Source organism: Candidatus Thiosymbion oneisti, from assembly GCF_004359955.1.
In the GTDB taxonomy this organism is placed as follows: domain Bacteria; phylum Pseudomonadota; class Gammaproteobacteria; order Chromatiales; family Chromatiaceae; genus Thiosymbion; species Thiosymbion oneisti.
On sequence record NZ_SMSC01000009.1, the window covers coordinates 13,471 to 30,141 of the forward strand.

Consider the following 16,671-nt stretch of genomic DNA (forward strand, 5'->3'; position numbering starts at 1 on the left):
TTTGTCCGCAAATGAACGCGAATAAACGCAAATATCAGCCAGTCCATATGGGGAAGAACATGATGAGGAATCAAAATCCATTGGGTAAGATGGGCCTTATCTTGTTGTGCAGCCTGATTGCAGGCATGGCTTTTGCGCAACAGCCCTCCATTTCAGTCAGCAAAGTGGCTGGAGAGTTACCCACAGAGCCGTTTGCGCCGGCCTGGCAAAAAGCCCCGGCGCTGGACGTTGCTGTATTGCCACAGCAAATGACTCAGCCACGTTTGGAAGAGGCTTCCGTAACCGAACTCAGGGTTCAAGGACTGACTGATGGAAAATCGATCGCATGGCGACTCTCGTGGGCCGATGATTCGCCCAGTCAGAACGTGGATGTGAAGCGTTTTTCCGATGCGGTGGCGATAGAATTCCCACTGACCCCCACTGCCTCTCCCTTCATGGGCCAAAAAGGTGGCGGTAAAGTCCAGATTCTTTATTGGAAGGGCCTGTGGCAAAAAGACATGGACGAAGGTTTTCAGGATGTACAGGATGTCCATCCCAACGCCTGGTCGGATTTGTACTGGTTTGCGGAAGGAAAACCTCCCCATAGGGTGCCGGAAGACTTTAAAGATCCGCGCTCACATCAATGGTTTATCGCGAAACAAGCCGGCAACCCCAGTGCTGTATTCGAGCGTAGTCAGCCGGCTCAGGAATTGGTGGCCGAAGGATGGGGTTCATTGACACCACAACCGGAATCGGCTACCAGCGCCCTTGGCATTTGGAAAGAAGGTCGTTGGACAGTCGTTTTCTCTCGTCCGCTCACTACGGATGACGTCAACGACTATCAATTCAAACCCGGTGAAAAAGGTCAGCTTGCCTTTGCAGTCTGGCAAGGTGACGCGGATAATAGAGGTGGACGTAAGCATTGGTCTAATTGGACAGCTTATCAACTACCCTAGTACGTCATTTCAGCACATTCTGCATGATCCTGTTGTCGTGTCCCCATACGAGACGGGGCCGGCTCCTCCGAATTGTTTTTTGCCGCAAATGAACGCAAATCAACGCAAATAGGTCGAAATCGCTTCGCCCTCAGCGGCGGTTCACCATGCGTTTTTTGACCAATTGTGGGGCCTCACGCGAGACAGTGTAGGCCCAGAGGAGTTATTTTTTTACTGTCAATGGACGCCAATCAACGCTAACCATTTGCGTTCATTCGCGTTCATTTGCGGCAAATTCAAGTTTTGAACCGGATTGAAATTACGGAATTTAGCCATGGATACCCAAAATACTTCTTCACCTCAGCCTGTCCGGTGGTTCAATAAAATCCCTTCTTCCCCGGAACCTGTAGTGACAGAAAAAGACCGTCTCTCGTTGTTTGCACAAGCCGATTTGCTCCAGTTGATCATTCGACTGTTTAGCTTACCATCGACTGAAACGCAAACAATGCTGGAAAAGGAGGTTACCGATCTTCAGGGACTACTACAATGTTCTAATTTACCTGAGGCGGATCATCTTGCCGAGACTTTTCAACAAATTCGTCTCCAAGCTCAAACCTTGAGTTTGGAGGCTTGGGTAGAGGAATATCATCGTTTATTTGAAGGTAATGTCGCATGTCCTATCAACGAATCCGGTTTTATTCGACGCGACAAAGGCGCTATTTTATCCGATATTGTTGGTTTTTATCGGGCTTTCGGCTTTGACATTTCTCAAAAAACAGGTGAAAAAGCGGACCATTTGATAGGTGAACTTGAATTTGTCGTTATTCTATTAGTTATGTTAGCAATGGCATCAGAACCCAAGACAACGCGTATAACGCATGAAGCACTGGGTGCATTTAGTTTTGATCACCTGGGTGAATGGCTGCCCTCTTTTTGCGATCGTCTGATGCAAACTACTGTTTTACCGATTTACCGGCAGTTGGCCCAATTACTTCAAAACACATGGTCCGGCATTGTGGCTATCAACCATTTACCCTGCCGGGAAAGAGACATGGAAGCCTTATCTGAGGATGGAACCCCTTATGAATGTGGCATGGTAGATGACTGATCGCTGGTTACCGCCTGTACAGGATGGTTCCGTACCCAATATGCCCCCAACTGGTGCAACCGGCGGATATCAGGTCTTCGGCTCAAAGCAATAGCTTCAGCCCGCGTAGGATGTGGTGAACCACCGGGCGCGTCCCGCGCCCGGCGGCGAACCGCATCTCTACAAATGGGTCAAGTTTTGTGTGCATTGCACAAAAAATTCACGCCTCGTGGGCTTAAGGCGAAGCCTCGCTAACCAATCGTACAGGATTAACAGGATTTTCAAGATTAACCGGATTTTTGGTTGTGAAGAGCGCTTGCTGGTTTGATAAGCACGTGATCGGGCGTAAGAAATTCAGGAATGACAAGAATCTTGTAAATCCTGTCCGATTGGGGTTTCGCCACGAAGCTCGAGTTGTGCACTCGTGGGCTTAAGGCGAAGCCTTGCTAGACCCTAAAGTATTGATTTCGGCCGGCTCCCCAGGCTCCAGCGTCGATTAAGCACCTCGGTAGGCTAACAGTCAACGCCGATCAGCACAGAGGAGCTGAGTCCGCGGGAGCGGACACGACGGCGTTCCCACGCTGGAGCGTGGGACGAGCGCGAAATTTATAGATTTTATACTTTAAAATCAGTATCTTAATTTCTAGATAGCCTCTTAGGCACGGGTCAGGCTCCCTCCTCCGTCGGGACAAGCCTGGTCCTTTGCCCAACTACCCGACTTGGCGCCGGTGCCGGCGTCTTAACGTAACCTACTCCTGGGTCGCCCGCTGTGCCGTTGGCCCGCGCGGACTGTAGTTGTGTTAGCCGCGTGAGAAGATGCCTGGGGGAGCACGGCGCTCGAGCGCGGCGTAACGCAACACGTATCCCATGCCCGGAAAGAAACGATTGCGATGCGGTTCGCTACACTCGCTACCGGTCACCCTGCGTATGGGAGGAAACCATGGTCTTGTTTCGCCTGATCGGGAGGGGGCGCCCCTTCGCCGTCGGTCTCGGGCTGCTGTTGGTAACGGCTTGCGGCGATGAGGCCACAACGCCGAGCGAGCTCCCGGCAACGGCGTTGGACGACAGTCCCCTGGAACACGCCGTCAAGCACCTGGACTCCAAATATGTCTGCCCGATGCACCCACAGATTGTCAGGGATAGTCCCGGCACCTGTCCTATCTGCGGCATGGATCTGGTGGAGCGGTCCGTGGAGCCGGAGGTGGACAAGCATCCGCAGGTGGCCTTGAGCGACGCAGTAATCCGGAATATGGCGGTGCGCACCGCGCAGGTGGAGCGCGGGACCCTGTGGAAATCCGTGCGCACCCTGGGCCGGGTGGAGTATGACGAGACACGCTTGGCCCATGTCCATCCGCGGGCCGAGGGCTGGATCGAGGATCTGAATCTGCGCGCGGAGGGAGAGCCGGTGAAAAAGGGGCAAGCGCTGGCCCAGCTCTATGCGCCGGATATCCTGTCTGCTCAAGTGGATTTTCTGCTGGCCCTCGACCCCCGGCTACGGAGCACCGCCGCAGTCAAGGTAGACAAGGCGCGCAACCTGCTGCGGCTGCTGGATGTGCCGGACCCGATCATCCGGGAGATCGAGCATACCAAGAAGACCAGGAACCGGATCCCGGTGCTGGCTCCCATCAACGGCATCGTGACCCGGATGATGGCCCGCGACGGCATGTATGTGACCAAGGACACGGAGATGTTCACCATCGCCGACTTGAGTCGGGTGTGGGTCCTGGTGGATGTCTTCGAGCACCAGATCGCTTGGCTGCGGCCCGGCCTCAAGGCCGAAATCGGGGTGCCGGCCCATCCGGGCAAGCAGTGGAAGGGGGTCGTGGATTATCTCTATCCCGACCTGGATCCCAAGACCCGGACCCTGCGTGTCCGTCTGGTCTTTCCCAATCCGGACCGTCTGCTGAAGCCGAATATGTTCGCCGAGATCGTGATCCAGGGCGGCCCCAGGAAGAATGTACTCAAGCTACCAAGCGAGGCGCTCATCGTCACCGGCGAACGCGAGAGCGTGGTCCTGGCCCTGGGAGCAGGCCGGTTCCGGCCGGTGGATGTGGTGACCGGTATGCACCAAGGCGGCGAGGTGGAGATCCTCTCGGGCCTCAACGAGGGCGACGCGGTCGTGGTCTCCGGCCAGTTCCTGATCGACTCGGAATCCAGCCTGCAGGCGAGCTTTATGCGTATGTCTGAAGCGGGAAATGCGGAACAGACGCAGGAGAAAATGGTCACTGTACGGGAACTGGATTAACAACCTCAGGTCTTATCGAACCCGTCGTTCCAATGTCGGGACGTTCAGAGTTGGTTCCAGTGTTGTCATCATCCTGCTCACTGTTGCTCCCTCGTTTAGCTTTGTTTTTAAGCCATTCCGCAGTACTCCCTGAATTACTGCTTGGCCCGCCGGAACTTTCTACTCCTTCTTTGGCATTTGCCGCTGGATTCCAGCGTGGATCCAGACCTTTCCCCTGACTGCTGCGTTTGAGGGTTAGCGGATTATTCGTTTGTACACCTTTGCTGAGCTTTCCCTTGTGGTGTTTTCTTATATATTCTTCAATGGATTCTGGTGTCGGCGCGCCGCTACCGCTTCCATCAGCTGGATTAGGATTGCTTTCTCCACCGAACTCCCAAATCGAGTTTGTCCCGTCCGGATCAAATTGCCAGACGGTGAAGGTTCCATCTTCATTGTCGTAAAGCTCATAAACAGTTCCCGACTCCTCGTCGAGTAACTCACCTATCTTGGTGGCTGCGAAGGAGGGCTGTATCGAAGAAGCCACTAGAATGGCGATACAAGCCCACCGGTCAATAGCTCTCATCCTCATGGTTCTTCTCCGGGCGCATAGTTCCTCATTAGGTGTTTGGCCATTGATGTCGCAATATTCGCACTACTTGGATTTACATCCAAAACTCGGGTCTTAGGGGTGATGACCAAATCCATATCTTCCATTGGGATGGCACCAAGTTCGGATTTTCTGGGATTTTTCATTGCAACTTTTACATTGACTAGATCCATTTACCTTCCTCCTTACCCGCAATATCAAGCGAAATGAGGTGCTAGACGCCGTTTTCACATCCACGTCCGTCGAGACAGGCTGAGTCGATCGGCGCGGAGGTTTCCTCAGCGAGCGTTAAACATGGCGCTTCAGCCAAGCGGCCAGATCGCTTGTTGCGTGGAAATCCAAAAGGGCCTCGGCCAACGCGGCCAATCCGTCACGATCGAGCTGGCGGATCCGTTGGCTATCGTTTTCCGGGATTGGCCCAACTGCACGTCGGAGCAGGTGCAGAACTATCGCCAGCTTACCCTCTTCCCGACCTTCTTCCCGCACTGCGTCCAGGTCCGGGTAACCGCGCCGCTGCAGCAGGTTTCGCAGCGCGGTCTCGTGGGCCGCATCGGGGTCGTACAGGGCTTCTACGGGCACCGGGTTGGCGAGGATCCCCGGCGCCTCCAGCTCCTGTCCGGGATACGCCAGGGAGGGGGAAGCGTGCGGTTCGTACACCTCGACCCGGCGCACTCCGGTCAGGCGCACGACCCAGACGTAGCGCGTCCCCGCCCCGAGCAGGGTGCGGATCTTTGCCTGCAGGTCCGGTTCGTCCTGACCGACGTCGGCATACTCCACCGCCAGCGGCGGCGCACCGGATACCCAACCCGGCTCGTCCGGGACATTGCCCACGGCGATATCGGGGGCGCGCAGGTTTTTCTCGTCCGGCGTGAATCCGGTATCGAAGCCGGCCGCTGTCACGTCCGGATCGGTCTCCAGCGCCAATCCTCCGCTCAGATTTGCCTTGGCGTGCCGCCCGCCGCTAGGTAGACACTCGATGGGATGGCCGTCGTCGAGCTCGTAAGGATCACCGGAATGCAGCTGGTCCGCACGGAAGGGACCACCGGTGTGATATTGCCGCTTATTTAACATTTGGTCGAGTTCCCGGATATCAGTACATCTTTGCCATTATAGGGCGGCTGTGGGTTTTTCCTACTCCTAAACAAAGTGGGTGTCCTTTTTTAGTTTCTTTTTTAGTTTTTTCTAAGTTTTTTTAAGTTACGTCACGTTGCATTTCCCGCTCTGAAAATGGATTTTGGCTCTTTATGGATTCCGAGCTGCTCACGGTTATGGAAGGATACACCGGACATTTTGGAGTGCGGCGGCAACTTTACCTCGGTCCCTACCGGAATCCGTGGTGTCCCAGGTAATCGCGGGGTTGGTCAGGAGCTACTTACCCGCCGCCGCCTTGGATTTAGCGATGCATCCGTCTCAAACCAAGGCGTTGCGGCCAGGGGAAAGCGCCGTCGCCGCGGCGCGTGCGGAACCCGGCACCCAGGTTCCCAGCAAACGCCGCTGGTATCTCCCGTCGCCGGGGTTCGATTCGACCGCACCGCTTTGCCGGCGCACTCCAAAACGGTCCGGAATCCATAAAGAGCCAAAGGGAAAACTACGAATCACGCGAATCTACGCGAAAATTGATTTGTGCGATTCGCGGGATTCGTCGTTATACTTCTGGCTCCCACACCCCAACGTCATGAGGTTCTCGGTCTGACCGCCGTGTGAAGGAAACCGAGTGGGTAGGCTGGATTGAGGTACGAAACCCGGCACGGATAGCTGGGTTTCGTACCTCAACCCAGCCTACGGGTTTTGAGGCATCCAAGGTATTCGTGTAGGGCATTGAGATCAGAGGAGAAAATGAGAATGGCCATTAAGGATATTTTCACCCACATTAAAAAGAATGCTTTATCTAAGATTTTTAAGACTTTTGTCGGCATTATTCTAAGTATCATTTTTGCATTACTAATGTGGCTCATAAGTCAAATCAGTGAATTCGATGGGATATATGAGGGGAATGCTGAGGATCTCATTTGTGATAACTCCAAACCGGATCTTGATCTGCTTTATATTATCCATGCAAAAATGAATCGCCCCTTATTCAAATATGACTACAAGATTGAGGCATACCTAAATATATATGATAGACCAACTAAAAAACCCTTGGGGAATGCTTCCTTAGAAGGAAGTCTCGAAGTAAGTAACAGTAGGGCATACATGAAATATTCTCTGATTTCGAAAATAGAAGGCGAATCTGAACCCGGAAAAAGAAATGATGGATATATGATCTTCTGGATACCCACCGAAGGAAAACTCTATGGAAATTTTATTACTCCCCGCCCAACAAAAAACCAGAAATGCAAGATTCTATTTGGCTCGATTTCTTTGATGAAAGTGGAAGAGCCATCGTGGTCCTTCTCGCCGCATAGAAAAAAATCTTCGGGTAAAATTAAGGAAACGTATCTTATAAACACACAGGATCCAAGTGATTCTTGGAACCCAATATCAGTTGAGGAATACTTAGATATAAAAAGTAAAGAAGGAGGACTTTTCGGATCTGATGCACAGGGGCGAAACCCATAGGGCCATTTATAACGAAAAGGGGTAGTGGAAAATTTCTAAGTGGTAGCGTAGGGAGATTCATTGACCTCCCCGTTTCTTGTTTGATCCCCTCTCCCGGTGGGAGGGTGTCGCAAAAGTCCTTTCGAACCACAGAGGACACAGAGGACGCAGAGAAGGGCACAGGCCAATTCTCTGCGTCCTCTGTGTCCTCTGTGGTTTAAACTTCACAGACTGGCGGCTGACGCCACCGTTTTGCGACACCCTACGTTGAAAACCAATGCCATTAAGTTAAGCCTCAAAGCCCCTCTCCCGGCGGGAGGGTGTCGCAAAAGCCCCGCTCCCGGTCTCTGGTTCCCACGCAGCGCCTGGGAACGAGAAAACTCAGCCTGACTGATGACCATTTGGACCGGCAACTGGGCATTCAGGTTTTACCCGATAGCCAGAAGGACCAACGAAATATCGGTAGTCCCGGGAGCCGACAAGATGTCGGCGGTTCCGGGGACGCGAGTCCGGCTGAGACCGCCGTCTTTCAGACGGCTTACAGACCCCATCACCAGCTATCGGCAACGCTCAGAGCAGACGCCCTCTGGGCCGCACCGGATAACAACGCCGGACAGCCGGCAGGTTTGATTCCCGTGTATACCACCGGCCTGATGCTCTCCGCGGCGCAGAGCTTCCACCTTCACACGCAGCGCGTGGGAACGAGAAAGACCGCGTCGGGCGTCACCTTTTACGACACCCTCGGCGGGAGAGGGGTTGGGGTGAGGGCGAAAAAAACAGCGCACGATCGATCACAAACCGCGTCGGTAACGCTTAACTTAATGGCATTACGTTGAAAACTCCTTCGGGATTCTTCAATGATGTGTTGAAACTGTTTAGAACTGGATAGTACTAAACTTTCTAAGTCGGCTTCATCTTCAATATTAATCAAGGCTACGGAAGGTTTTCCATTCTTGGTAATGATGATGGCTTCTCCATCCTCACATTGATGTATGAAGGTACTTAACTATAATTATAGCTATGAGCAGGAAAATGGCAAGTTCTTACTTGGCTATTGATATCGCAATATTCGGACTACTTGGATTCACATCTAAGACTCGGGTCTTAGGGATGATGACCAAATCCATATCTTCCATTGGGATGGCACCAAGTAAAACCTGATCTCCCATAACCAAAGCCCCGGCAAAACCAATACGATTCTTAAACCGAAGCTCGACAGGCCCTACATAAGGAACCAATTTCGACGTTCCATCTGCTAAGATAACTGCCTTTTTATCAATCTCCTCCAGCTCCAACTGAAGCCTGATGTGTTCCGGGATACACAAGTGTACTGCGCCTGAATCTGCAAGTGCATCGACCTCAACGGATGCAAGCTCAGATTTTCTGAGATTTCTCATTGCAACTTTTGCATTGACTGAACCCATCTACTTTCCTCCCTTTCCGAGACTCAGAGCAGCTTCCTGAATTCGGCGAGATAGTCTTTGATGGCCTCGGCGATGTTTTCCAGCGCTTCTTCTTCAGTTTCCCCTTGCGACCAGCAACCGGGGAGACCGGGGCAGGAGACACTGAAGCCCTCCTCTGTTTTTTTGAGGGAAATGTTGTATTTCATAGTAGCACAAGCTCAGCGCAGCAGCTCCCGCACCGGTCGGAACGAGCGCCGGTGCAGCGCGCAGGGTCCGAGCGCGCGCAGGGCGGCCAGATGGGCCCGGGTCGGATAGCCCTTGTGACGGGCGAAGCCATAGCCGGGGAATTTGCTATCTAGCATCAGCATCTCGCGGTCGCGGGCGACCTTGGCCAGGATGGACGCGGCGCTGATGACGGCGACGGTGGCATCGCCCTTCACAACTGTCTCCACCCCACAGGCCAGCCGGGGAGGGCGGTTACCGTCCACCAAGGCCCGCTGTGGGGCGACGCTTAAGTTTTCCACCGCCCGCTGCATGGCGAGCAGGGATGCCTGGAGGATGTTGATGCGATCGATTTCTTCGACCGTGGCAAATTCCACGGCGAAGGCTAGGGCCTGGTTCCGGATTTCCTGGTCGAGTGATTCGCGCTGGTCCGGCGTGAGGCGCTTGGAATCGGCGAGGCCAAGGATCGGCCGCTCGGGGTCAAGGATCACGGCCGCGGCCGCCACCGGTCCCGCCAGAGGCCCACGTCCTGCTTCGTCCACGCCCGCGACGAGGGATACCTCGCCGCTCACGGCTTGCCCCCGCTGACCAGCTCCAGCACTGCGGCAGCGGCCTCGTGACCGGCGTTGCGACGCAGCTGACCATGGACCTCACGGTATGCCGATTGTATCTCGCTTACCCGGTCTCTATTCCTGAGGAGGTCGAGCACGGCAGGTCCCAGCAAGTCCGCCCGACAACGGTCTTGAATGAATTCAGGTGCCAGCTCATGGCCTACCAGCAGATTGGCCATGGCGATATAGGGAACCTTTACCAGACGCAGGCCCGATAACAGGTGATAGGTCGTCGGGCTCATCCGATAGCCGACCACCATCGGGCGGTTGATCAACAGGGTCTCTAGGGTCGCGGTTCCTGAGGCGGTGAGTACGCAGTCGGCGGCGGCGATCACGTCCCGGCCCTGGCCGTCTACCAGGGTAACAGGCAGCTCGAGGGCTTCTCGCCGCAGGGCTGCCATAAAGAGTTCACGCAAGGTCGGCGTCGCCAAGGGGACTGCGAAGCGGAGTCCGGGATGCCGTTCAAGACACCAGCGGGCGGTCTGCAGGAAGGGTCCTGCGAGAAGCCTCAGCTCGCTCACACGGCTGCCTGGGAGCAGGGCCAGGACTGGTCCCTGCGGCGGTATCCCGAGCCGGGTCCGTGCTGGCGCGGGATCGGTCTGCGGCGAGATTTCGTCCGCGAGGGGGTGGCCGATGTAACGGGCAGATACTCCGTGCCTGCGCAGGAGGTCTTCTTCGAATGGAAAGATACTCAGCAGCAGATCCACGGAACGGCGGATGGTCTTCACACGTCCGGCGCGCCAGGCCCAGATCGTCGGGCTGACCAGGTGGACGGTGCGGATGCCGGCCTTACGCAGGCGCCGTTCGAGTCCCAGATTGAAGTCGGGCGCATCCACACCGATGAAGACGTCGGGCCGCCAGGCGAGTAGGGATCTGGTCAACTCGCCGCGGATGCGTAGGAGCTCGCCGAGATGCCGCAGGACCTCCGTCAGTCCCATGACCGACAGCCGTTCTATGGGCACCAGGCTCTCACAGCCGGCGGCCTGCATCTGGGGTCCGGCGACACCGACCAGGCGTGCGTCCGGCACCCGGGCCTTCAACGCGCGCAGGACGGCGGCCCCCAACCAATCACCCGAGGGCTCATTGGCAACAATGCCGATCTTCATGCTGCTACCAGCTTCCAGTCACCAGCGAGGCTCCGCCTCAGACCACCAAGGCGTGAATTTTGGTCCGGAAACCAGAGAGGCACAAACCGAACAACGGAAACGTTTCCCACAACCAAAGGCTTTGTCATGGTTGCGTTTTTACACCACAGAGGGCACAGAGAACAGAAGAGAACACAAAGGCGCCAAGGCGCAAAGACGCAAGGGTTTTTTCTCTGTGTCTTGGCGTTGCGATTCCCCTATCCATCTCATTCTCAGCAAATCTTTCGCCCGAACAGGCCACGGAATCGGAATAGCCTAGGTCAGATTGAGTATAGGAAAAATGATGATGACATTCTTTGTCCACGGATTGCGCAGATCTTCACAGATTGTTTCGTTTTTCATCTGCGGAAATCTGCGTAATCTGCGGATTCATAGTGCGAACATGATCGACTACACCTGCGTACAAAAGGTTGTTTTTTGGGCAATTGCATACGGCTGCATCAGCGCACGATACTGCGGGATCGGTCGGCGACGAAGTCCGCAAGCTGGTCCACTCGGGCATTGCCCAGCGCACGCATCGCCGCTATGGCGTCTTCCAGCTTGCGGTCGGATAGATAGAGGATCCGGTAGGCGTTCTTGAGCTGCTGTATGGTTGCGGCGTCGATCTCCCGTCGCCGCAGCCCTTCGGTGTTGATACCACGGGGCTGGGCCGGATGGCCGCCGATGATCACATAGGGCGGGACATCTTTGGTGACGACCGAGCCCATGGCACAAAAGCAATGGGTCCCGATCCGGCAGAATTGGTGGACGATGGTGAAGCCCCCGAGGATGGCCCGGTCCTGCACCTTAACGTGACCGGCCAGGGAGGCGGCGTTGGCCATGATCACATGGCTGCCGATCCGACAATCGTGGGCCACATGGCTGTAGGCCATGAAGAGGTTATGGTTGCCGATACGGGTTATCCCTGCATCCTGCACGGTGCCTCGGTGCAAGGTCGTATACTCACGGATTAGGTTGCCGTCGCCGATCGCAAGGAAGGTCTCCTCACCGCCGTACTTGGTGTCTTGGGGATCTTCGCCTACCGAGGCGAACTGAAAAATCCGATTGTCGGCCCCGATGCGCGTCGGTCCGCGGATCACAACATGGGGGCCGATGCTGCTGCGGGCCCCTACCTGTACCCGCGGACCGATGACGGTATAGGGACCCACCGCAACGTCGGACTCCAGCTCGGCGGTCGCATCGATGACCGCGGTGGGATGAATCGAGGTCAAAAGTCCCGCGCCGTACACATGATGTCAGCGGTAGCGGCCATCTCGCCATCCACATGGGCCTTGCCGCTGAAGCGCCAGATCCCTTGGCGTACTTTGTTGAGGTGCACTTCGAGGGTCAGCCGGTCGCCGGGCTCCACCGTGCGTTTAAAGCGCGCCTTGTCGATCCCTACGAAGTAATACAGGGCCTTCTCTCCCACCTCGTCCGGACGCGACTTCATGGCGAGCAGACCGGTAGCCTGGGCCAGGGCCTCGATGATCAGGACCCCCGGCATGACCGGTCGCGTGGGGAAATGACCGGCGAAAAAGGGCTCGTTGCAGGTCACGTTTTTAAACGCAATCAGATATTGATTCGCCTCGTAGTCGACCACGCGGTCGATCAACAGAAAAGGATAGCGGTGCGGCAACAGGCTCAACACCTTATGGATATCCATTGTGCTCAATGCTACCTCCGACGTTCCGGGGAACCGGCTGCTGTCCATGGATCGGCAGCTGCCGATCCCGATTTTATTCGGGCTTCTGTTGCAGCTCGGTGTTGGTTTGATCTAATTTTTCTTCCAAGTCCTTCAGTCGTCGGGCAAATTCATCGAGGTGCCGGAATCTGGCTATGCTGCGCTGCCACTGGGCACTCGGCATGGCCGGAATTCCGCTGCTGTAGCGTCCGGGCTCGGTGAAAGAGCGTGTAACCATGGCCATCCCGGTGAAGTGGACATCGTCCCCGATCGTCAGGTGCCCCGCCATACCGACGGCCCCGGCGATGGTGCAATTGCGCCCGATCTTGGTGGAGCCGGAGATCCCGGAGCAGGCCGCCAGCGCGGTATTTTCGCCGATATGGCAGTTGTGTCCGATTTGGATGAGGTTATCCAGCTTCGCCCCGTCGGCGATCAGCGTATCCTCCAGGGCCCCCCGGTCAACCGTGGTATTGGCCCCGATCTCCACGTCATCACCGAGCCGCACCCCCCCCAGCTGGGGGATGCGCACCCAGCATTCGCCGTCCTTCGCGAAACCGAAGCCCTCGCGCCCGATGACCGCACCCGGCTGTATCAACACCCGCTTCCCGACGCGTGTCCCCGCGCATAAGGTGACCCGCGCGACCAACCGACTATCCTCGTCGATACGGCATCCGGAACCCACAATACTGCCCGGTCCCACAAAGACCCGCGGTCCGATTTCAGCGCTCGTCTCTACCACCGCCGTGGCGCCGATCCAAGCGGACGGATCGACCTGGGCACTTTGGGCCACCACCGCGCTCGGATGGCGCCCGCCGGTCACGGCGGGCTCGGGATGCAGCAGCCGCACCGCCCGGGCATAGGTGAGGTAGGGATTCGCGCTGACCAGAGCCGTGACCGGGCAGAGCGGCACGTAAGGTTCCGCCAGGATCACCGCCGCGGCGCCGGTCGCCCTGAGCTCGGCTTGGTACTTACGATCCCCGAAGAAGCATAGACTGACGTCATCGGCCCGTTTGAGGGTCTCGACCCGCTGTACGTACCGCTCGCCGTCCCCGCGCAGCTCGACACCGAGACGATCCGCCAGCTCCTGAAGCCTAATCGCCACTACCCTGAAAGCCCGAGACGTAGGTTAAAGACCCTTACTTGCCTCGAACTTTTCCTTTAATCGCATGATGATCTTATCGGAGATATCGATGCGCTTGCTGACATAGACCATGCCCTCGCTGAGTATCAGATCGATGTTTTCTTCGCGCGCCAGCTCCGCCACCACCTCCTCGACCTGCCGGGCCAGTTTGGTGCGCAGCTCGTTCTGGCGCAGGGAAAAATCTTCGCGAAATTCGGCTTGGGCGTACTTGACCTTGCGTCCCCGGTTGCGGATGTCGGTCTGTAGGCGTTGCAGCTCCTCTTCGCTCATCAGTGCCGCATCGCGCTCGAGCTTTTGCTGCAACTCGCTAAGCCGCTTTTGCTGCTCGGCAAGCTTCTGCTCCCGATCGTTGACCTCCTCCTCCAATTGCGCGCGCGCTGCCTCATATTGGGGAGACTGTTCGACGATGCGGGTGGGGTCGATCACCGCGATGACATAGTCGGCGGCAGGCAGCAAGCCCCCCGTGAGATAGAAGCCGAGACCGATCAATGTCCCAACGGATGTGTTCACTTGATCGCCCTCTCCGGTCAGAATCTTTGCCCGACACTGAATTGGAACATCTGGGTCTTATCCTCGACCTTGTCGTTGAATGGACGGGCGATGCTGGCCGACAGGGCACCGACGGGTGACATCCAGGTCAGAGACAGGCCAGCGGAATAGCGGATGTCGCTCAGACTGAATCCCCTGGGCGTCAGGAGTTCCTGATCGGAGAGCGTCGGGTTGCTCGTGGTCCACACGTTGCCGAAATCGAAAAAGGCTCCGAGACGCAGGGTCTTGGCAAACTCACCCTCCACGGGCGACGGTGCGAAGAGCTTTATGCTGCCGACCATCTTTACATTACCGCCCGCTGGGTTCTCCTCAAGGGTAGTCTCCCGTGGGCCCAGGGTGTTCTCCTTCCAACCTCTGACCGATCCCGGACCGCCGGCGAAGAAATGCTCGAAGAAGGGAAGGTCTTTGGTGCTGCCGAACCCGTTACCATAACCCAGATCCGCATCCAGGGATAAAACAAAGTGCCTGATCAAAGGGATGTATCGGCGATGCGTATAGGTCAACCGGAAAAACTGCAAATCGCTGCCCGGCACCGATACCTCCGCTCGCAAGGACTGGAAATTACCCTTGGTGGGGAAAATCGCCCGATCGCGCGAATCGTTGGTATAGCTCGCAGTCAGTAGAAAATCGTTGAATTGATTACCATAATCGGTCTCGAAGGTCTGCGCCAACAGGGAATTCCCCGCGGTGAACTTGGTGTACTGGTAACGGATGCCAAGACCCGCGCGGCTGGTATCCGTAATCGGCAGACCAAAGTTCATGCCAGCGACGCCCACATCCGTGAAGTAGTCGATGCTGTTCAACTTCTCGTAATCCGTTTCTCGATAGGAGAGCTCGAAGCCCCGACTGATGCCGTCTATCGTGTAATAGGGATTGGTGTAGGCGAGACGGTAATTGCGGTTGGAACGGCTGTTGTTAAAGGCAAAGGAGACCTGCTTGCCGGTGCCCAGGAAGTTGTTCTGGGTGATGCTGGTGTTGAAGATAATGCCCTGGGACTGAGAGTAGCCGATACCGGCGAGTAGATTGCCCGAGTCCTTCTCAACGACCGATAGGTTCACGTCTACCTGGTCCGCCGAGCCGGGAACCGCCGGCGTCTCCACATTCACCTCCTCGAAATAGCCCAACCGTTGGAGGCGCTCTCGGGATTGTCTAACCAGTTCCGACGAGAACCAGGCCGCCTCCAACTGGCTGACCTCGCGGCGCAACACCTCGTCACGCGTTCGGGTATTGCCCTTGGTGTTGACGCGCCGGACGTAGACACGTTTGCCTGGATCCACGAAGAAGGTCACCGCAACCTGCTTGGTCTCCTCATCGAGTTCGGGAATGGTGTTGACGTTGGCGAAGGCGTAGCCTTCGTTACCCAGCTTTTTAGAGATGCGCTCCGCGCTTTCAATCGTGACCTTGCGGGAGAAGACATCCCCGCGGCGCATGTGGATCAAGGGGAAGAGTTGCTTGACCGGCACCGACGGCTCCCCGGCCAGTTTCATGTCACTGACCTTGTAGACGTCGCCCTCATCGATACCGATAGTTATATAGATGTCTTGCTTGTCGGCGCTAATGGAGACCTGGGTCGATTTGATCTCGAACTTGATATACCCGCGGTCGAGGTAGAAGGAGCGCAGGGTCTCCAGATCCCCGCTGAGTTTCTGCTTGGAATACTGATCGTTCTTGGAATAGAAGGAATACCATCGGGTGCGGCTTAGCTTGAACAGATCGAGCAATTCCCGTTCCTCGAAGTCCTCATTACCGATGATATTGATCTGTTTGATACGGGCCGTCAGGCCCTCGGCGATGTCGATGGATACAGCGACCCGGTTACGTTGCAGCGGTGATACCGTGGACTGAATCTCAACCCCATACCTCCCGAGGGCATAGTATTGGCGTTCGAGCTCCCGCTCGATCCGATCCAGGAGCGAGCGGTCGAACGTCCGGCCCTCCGCAAGTCCGATGTCTTTGAGCCCCTCCTTCAGTCCCTTGGTATCGATGCTCCTGTTCCCTGATATATTGATTTCGGCAATAGCCGGCCGTTCCTGTACCCACACCACCAACACTGTCCCGTCCCGCTCTACCCGCACGTCCTTGAAGAACCCCGTGGCGTAGAGGGCACGGATGATGCCTGCGGTGACAGCGTCCGTCGTCGTGTCCCCCACCTGGACCGGGAGATAATTGAAGACGGTCCCGGCAGCAATGCGTTGCAGCCCTTCCACCCGGATGTCGGAGATCCGGAACCGGGCCGCGAGCACGGATGTGGTCACTGCCAGCAAGGCGATAAATAGCATCAGCCGGAACGCTAGCCTCCTCGACCGGCCTGCTCTTTTCTGTGCGCTCAAATGTGATCCCCTTGGTACTCAATGCCGTTAAGTTAAGCGTTACCGGTCGCCAAACAAGAGGAGAAACGACGCATCACGCGAATCCGCGCGAAATTGTCATCCCGAACCGAAGGGAGGGATCTGTTTCGCGCCGATGCGCGCGCTTCGTCGTTTTCTCTTCCGCATCCTGATCGACCACCACAAGCGGTCAGCAGCTAACTTAATGGCATTGCCTCGGTACTTGCAACACGGCGCCGACGC

17 protein-coding genes are annotated in these 16,671 nt (G+C 56.2%); 4 read left to right on the forward strand and 13 right to left on the reverse strand.

The window, feature by feature from the left end:
• Positions 1–11: 11 nt before the first annotated feature.
• The 3 genes from E1958_RS06375 (at position 12) to E1958_RS06385 (ending at position 4,246) form a co-directional block, all read left to right on the forward strand.
• Complete coding sequence (locus tag E1958_RS06375; RefSeq protein ID WP_165742228.1) at positions 12–935, forward strand: ethylbenzene dehydrogenase-related protein; 924 nt, start codon at positions 12–14, stop codon at positions 933–935.
• A gap of 313 nt (positions 936–1,248) precedes the next feature.
• Positions 1,249–2,022, forward strand: a complete 774-nt coding sequence (locus E1958_RS06380; protein WP_133511145.1) for a TorD/DmsD family molecular chaperone — start codon at positions 1,249–1,251, stop codon at positions 2,020–2,022.
• A gap of 919 nt (positions 2,023–2,941) precedes the next feature.
• Positions 2,942–4,246 carry an efflux RND transporter periplasmic adaptor subunit gene (locus E1958_RS06385; protein ID WP_133511147.1) on the forward strand — a complete coding sequence of 435 codons (1,305 nt, stop codon included), beginning with the start codon at positions 2,942–2,944 and terminating at the stop codon, positions 4,244–4,246.
• Here the strand turns inward: E1958_RS06385 and E1958_RS06390 are convergent.
• The 3 genes from E1958_RS06390 to E1958_RS06400 all read right to left on the reverse strand — a co-directional run bounded on the left by E1958_RS06390 (position 4,224) and on the right by E1958_RS06400 (position 5,903).
• On the reverse strand, positions 4,224–4,808 hold the full coding sequence (locus E1958_RS06390; RefSeq protein WP_133511149.1) for a hypothetical protein: 585 nt from the start codon (positions 4,806–4,808) through the stop codon (positions 4,224–4,226). The two genes, E1958_RS06385 and E1958_RS06390, sit on opposite strands and share 23 nt — an antisense overlap.
• 2 nt (positions 4,809–4,810) lie before the next feature.
• Complete coding sequence (locus tag E1958_RS06395) at positions 4,811–5,005, reverse strand: hypothetical protein (protein ID WP_207787919.1); 195 nt, start codon at positions 5,003–5,005, stop codon at positions 4,811–4,813.
• Positions 5,006–5,120: 115 nt separating this feature from the next.
• Positions 5,121–5,903 carry a DUF4351 domain-containing protein gene (locus E1958_RS06400; protein ID WP_133511150.1) on the reverse strand — a complete coding sequence of 261 codons (783 nt, stop codon included), beginning with the start codon at positions 5,901–5,903 and terminating at the stop codon, positions 5,121–5,123.
• A gap of 771 nt (positions 5,904–6,674) precedes the next feature.
• Here E1958_RS06400 and E1958_RS06405 point away from each other — a divergent pair.
• On the forward strand, positions 6,675–7,391 hold the full coding sequence (locus E1958_RS06405; protein ID WP_133511152.1) for a hypothetical protein: 717 nt from the start codon (positions 6,675–6,677) through the stop codon (positions 7,389–7,391).
• A gap of 709 nt (positions 7,392–8,100) precedes the next feature.
• Here the strand turns inward: E1958_RS06405 and E1958_RS21910 are convergent.
• From E1958_RS21910 to bamA, 10 genes are all read right to left on the reverse strand, one after another.
• Positions 8,101–8,364 carry a type II toxin-antitoxin system prevent-host-death family antitoxin gene (locus tag E1958_RS21910; protein WP_133511254.1) on the reverse strand — a complete coding sequence of 88 codons (264 nt, stop codon included), beginning with the start codon at positions 8,362–8,364 and terminating at the stop codon, positions 8,101–8,103.
• A gap of 49 nt (positions 8,365–8,413) precedes the next feature.
• Positions 8,414–8,794, reverse strand: a complete 381-nt coding sequence (locus E1958_RS06415) for a pepsin/retropepsin-like aspartic protease family protein (protein ID WP_133511153.1) — start codon at positions 8,792–8,794, stop codon at positions 8,414–8,416.
• A gap of 23 nt (positions 8,795–8,817) precedes the next feature.
• The gene (locus tag E1958_RS06420; RefSeq protein WP_133511154.1) at positions 8,818–8,979 is read right to left on the reverse strand and encodes a type II toxin-antitoxin system HicB family antitoxin; all 162 of its coding nucleotides are present in this window, start codon (positions 8,977–8,979) and stop codon (positions 8,818–8,820) included.
• A 12-nt stretch (positions 8,980–8,991) separates the two neighbouring features.
• Positions 8,992–9,567, reverse strand: a complete 576-nt coding sequence (gene rnhB / locus E1958_RS06425) for a ribonuclease HII (RefSeq protein ID WP_133511155.1) — start codon at positions 9,565–9,567, stop codon at positions 8,992–8,994.
• Positions 9,564–10,712 (reverse strand): lipid-A-disaccharide synthase, encoded by a 1,149-nt coding sequence (gene lpxB / locus E1958_RS06430; protein WP_133511156.1) that lies wholly within the window; start codon positions 10,710–10,712, stop codon positions 9,564–9,566. The genes rnhB and lpxB overlap by 4 nt, the downstream gene beginning before the upstream one ends.
• Before the next feature lie 479 nt (positions 10,713–11,191).
• Positions 11,192–11,962 carry an acyl-ACP--UDP-N-acetylglucosamine O-acyltransferase gene (gene lpxA / locus E1958_RS06435; protein WP_207787719.1) on the reverse strand — a complete coding sequence of 257 codons (771 nt, stop codon included), beginning with the start codon at positions 11,960–11,962 and terminating at the stop codon, positions 11,192–11,194.
• On the reverse strand, positions 11,959–12,441 hold the full coding sequence (gene fabZ / locus E1958_RS06440; RefSeq protein ID WP_089729045.1) for a 3-hydroxyacyl-ACP dehydratase FabZ: 483 nt from the start codon (positions 12,439–12,441) through the stop codon (positions 11,959–11,961). The genes lpxA and fabZ overlap by 4 nt, the downstream gene beginning before the upstream one ends.
• Before the next feature lie 25 nt (positions 12,442–12,466).
• Positions 12,467–13,513 (reverse strand): UDP-3-O-(3-hydroxymyristoyl)glucosamine N-acyltransferase, encoded by a 1,047-nt coding sequence (gene lpxD, locus E1958_RS06445; RefSeq protein ID WP_133511158.1) that lies wholly within the window; start codon positions 13,511–13,513, stop codon positions 12,467–12,469.
• Positions 13,514–13,537: 24 nt separating this feature from the next.
• The gene (locus tag E1958_RS06450; protein ID WP_089724898.1) at positions 13,538–14,062 is read right to left on the reverse strand and encodes an OmpH/Skp family outer membrane protein; all 525 of its coding nucleotides are present in this window, start codon (positions 14,060–14,062) and stop codon (positions 13,538–13,540) included.
• 17 nt (positions 14,063–14,079) lie between these two features.
• Positions 14,080–16,380 carry an outer membrane protein assembly factor BamA gene (gene bamA, locus E1958_RS06455; RefSeq protein WP_089724900.1) on the reverse strand — a complete coding sequence of 767 codons (2,301 nt, stop codon included), beginning with the start codon at positions 16,378–16,380 and terminating at the stop codon, positions 14,080–14,082.
• Positions 16,381–16,671 lie beyond the last annotated feature (291 nt).